The sequence below is a fragment of the Mycoplasma imitans ATCC 51306 genome, from assembly GCF_000518305.1.
GTDB lineage: Bacteria > Bacillota_I > Bacilli_A > Mycoplasmatales > Mycoplasmoidaceae > Mycoplasmoides > Mycoplasmoides imitans.
Map to the genome: position 1 here is coordinate 1 of NZ_KI912419.1, position 3,919 is coordinate 3,919.

Annotated in this window: 2 protein-coding genes; both read right to left on the reverse strand. The window is 30.6% G+C overall.

Going from position 1 to position 3,919, the window contains the following annotated elements; genetic code table 4:
- Positions 1-116: 116 nt before the first annotated feature.
- Positions 117-2,000, reverse strand: coding sequence for an FIVAR domain-containing protein (locus tag P690_RS0103855; protein WP_027122420.1), 1,884 nt, complete (start codon positions 1,998-2,000; stop codon positions 117-119).
- Between the two features lie 326 nt (positions 2,001-2,326).
- Positions 2,327-3,919, reverse strand: a 1,593-nt coding sequence (locus tag P690_RS0103860; RefSeq protein WP_027122421.1) for an FIVAR domain-containing protein, incomplete at its 5' end; no start/stop codon positions are given.

The following is a 3,919-nucleotide window of genomic DNA, read 5'->3' on the forward strand; positions in this document are numbered from 1 at the left end:
AATTTATTTATTTAAAAAAAGAAAACATCAGAATTTAACTCTGATGTTTGATATATATTTTGTTAACTAACTTAGCGCTTATTTTATTATCGATTTATTGTTGCGGTACATTATTATTAATTTTGTTCGCTGCTTAAAGTAAATGTCAAGTTACCTATAAATGGAGCATCACCACCATTAGTAGTTCCAGTAGCAATAACAATCTTATTTAAACCTTTAACTAAGGTTAATGTTTTGTGCATAGTGTTATCTGCAGAATTAACATCTTCAGTTGTAGTTGGTTCAGCAGTATTAAATTTACCTAATGTAGTTCAATTATTTTCTTTTAAGCCATTAATTTTTACAATGTTTGTTTCAATACCTGTAGAAAATTCAAGACCTCTTGCTTGTTTAGCACCTGAAAGGTAAGAACCACTAATGAAATATTGTCCCGCTTCTGGAGCATTTACATAAATTGTAAACGTTCTATTAGCTCCTCGAGTAGAAGGGAATGAAACATTATTAGTTGTTGTATTGTTAGCATTACGAGGATTATTGCCGCCAATAAATCCAACTAAATACATTGTTTCTTGACCTGTTAATTGAGTAAACTGACCTATATATATTGATCAACCAGATGCTAAACTATAACCAGTTAATAGATTAACAGACACTGATTTTGAATTGTCATTAGTATTTAAAGTGTTTCCAAAGATATCATTGTATATTTTGTCAGAATTTTGAGCATTAGAAGTAATATACATATTACCAATCATAGGAGCTACTTTTGCAGCAGTTTCAGTAGGCACACTTAACTCAATTGTGTTAGAACCAAATTTTAATCCAGACAAGTTAACTTTAGCTACATTAATATCGCTAACTGTTGGAGTTTTGTTAGCTGTAGCTTCGCCATTTTGTTGACCATCAGCTGCAAAAGTTATAGGTTGTTGTTCGCCATTGTTTAACTTATATTGCAAGGCAACTGAAGATGAATCAGCAGACTTAACTAATTTATAAGGGAAGTATAGATAGGCTGTTGATGGTCCATAGTAATCAAAAGTTAAGCTATATTTAGTTCCTTCTCCAGATAAACTATATATTCATGATACATCTGTTTTAGAATTTGGAGATTCAACGATATCTGTAGAACCATTATTTGCAGTAGTTTCAGATGTTCAAACTTTTCTTTGAGCGAAATTCCAGTTTGGTAATGTTGTTGGCGCACCTGTACCAGTAGCTAATTCATTACTATAACCTACAAAGCTATAGTTAGATGGTTGTTCACCATTATGCGTTGTATCATTAGTTGCTGATAAAGCTGTCTTAGATAATGCATTTTTTTCAAACACATTATACTTATCTGCATTTAGTTTTCATTTGTTTAATGAGTCTTCACTAATAGCTGTTGTAATATCAGAATTAGCCTGTTTTACGCTATCAACACTAGGTTTATCTCCCATAGAAGGATCTAACGTTTTGCTTGTTATTTCAGTACCAATTTGATATAGATCGCTAAGGCGACTTTTAATTGCACTATATTTAGTTTCGGTTAATGTTTCTAATGTAGCATCTTGATTTTGTAGAGTGGTTTTTAATTGACCGTATGCAGTTACTAAATCAGAATTTTGATCATCAAAAGTTTTTTTATCACTAGCAGCTTTATCAATAGCACTTTGTAATGCTGTTGTAGCATCTTGAATATTCATTAAGGTTGCATCATTTTTATTTGAAACACCTTCAGCTGTTGTATATGCTGTTGTTAAACTAGACTGAATCTTTGCGTAGTCTTGATATTTTGCTACATTTTGAGCTTTTGTATTAAGCAAGCTAGTTAACTTAGTTTTAGCTTCTGCTAATTGTTTAGCGGCATTATCTTCAGGTTTGTCCGGTTGTGTAGGATTAGTTGGTTTTGGTTCTTCAGGGTTAGGAGTATCAACTTGACCACAACTTGCAACTGCTAAACTAACAAATGAACCAACACCTAATAAACTAATAAACTTTAATATGTTTTTTCTTTTCACTTAAAGTTAAAATTATAAATTTACTTAAAACAGTAAATTCTTAACTATAAAAATATATAAAGTTCAATAAATAATAAATCGCCATTATTTTCGCCTAATAACTGTTGGTTTTGACATGAAACGGATAAGAGCTTCTTCTTCTTCTTCTTCTTCTTCTTCTTCTTCTTCTTCTAGAAATAAAGGGTTTTTACGATTTTTTATGTTAATTCATAAAAATTTATTTATATAAAAAGCAAAACATCAGAATCACTAGGACTCTGATGCTCTTTCAAAAATATATGATTTATTTAATATTTTAACTAACTTAGCGCTTTTTAATTACTGATTTAGGCTTGCGTTGGCTCATTATTATTCGCTGCGCTACTTAAAGTAAATGTTAAATTACCTATAAATGGAGCGTCACCTGAACCACTATTAGTTCCGCCGGCAACAACAATCTTGTTTAGACCTTTCTTTAAAGTCAAGGTTCTATGCATATTATGATCTATACCAGAATTTTCTACTGTAGTTTCTGTTTTAGATGTATCAAAATCACCTAATGTGTTTCAATTTTGCTTCATTAAATTAGTAATTGTAACTGTACTACTATCAGTAGAAGATGTAGACAATTTTAATCCTCTAGCGGTATTTGTAAGATAAGAACCCTTAATGTAGTATTCACCAGTTTCTGGCGCGTTTACGTAAATTGTAAGTGTTCTTGTCGCTCCTTTAATTGAAGGATTTCTAACTGGAGTAGATACATTATTAGCATTACGAGGATCCATACCACCAATAAATCCAACTAAATAATTAGGAGTCGCTTCTGCATTAGGCATTTCTCCTGTTGTTGATACTTTTTTAAATTGACCTACATATGTTGATCAACCAGACGTTAAACTATATCCTGTTAATAAGTTAACCGTAACAGATTTTTTATTATCTATTGTGTTTTGTGTATTACCAAATATATCGTCGTAAACTTTATCATTATTTTGATTATTAGAAGTAATGTAAATATTACCAATCATAGGAGCTACTTTATCACCTTCAGGAAGACTTAATTCGATAGTATTTTTTCCAAAATTTAAATCTGTTAAAGTAACTTTAGCTACATTAATATCAGCAACAGTTGGAGTTTTGTTTGCAGATGAATTTAAATCTGTTTGATTAGAAGTTTGCGTGTTTTGATCATCAACTAGTTTTAATGATGAACTTCTTTGAGTAGTTGATTCTTGAGTTGATGACATATCTGCAGTTGTAGAAGATGGTGCAAATTGGATAAGTTTTTGTGCACCATTATTCAATTTATACTGAAGTGCAACTTTAGCAGCATCTGCTGTTTTTACTAATTTATAAGGAAAGTATAAATATGCTGTTGACGGACCGTAGTAATTAAAATCTAATGTATATTTAGTTCCTGTTCCTTTCAAATTATAAATTCAAGATACATCTGTTGTGGTTGTTGGATTTGATACTAAATCTGTAGAACCATTATTTAGAGCAGTTTCAGATGTTCAAACTTTTCTTTGAGCAAAATTTCAATTTGGAAAATCTGTTTGTGAACCACCACTAGTAGCAGGAGTTAGATCGCCACTAAATGCTACAAAACTATAGTTTGCAGGTTGTGATTGATTATTAGATGCGTCTTGTGATGTTAATTTATCTTTAGATAACTTGTTTTTATCAAAGTTTTTATAAAATTTATCTGCGTTTTCTTTTCATTCCGTTAATTTTGTTTCATTTATAGCATTTTTAATGCCATCATTTGCTCTAGTTACGTCTTCTGCTTTAGGTTTATCACCATTAGATGGATCTAATGTTTTAGTTGTAATTAACGTACCAGCATCATATAAACTTGTGATATGTTTTTTTATACCTTCGTATTGAGGATCAGATAATTTTTCTAGAACAGTAGATTGATTTTGTAATGTAACTTTTAA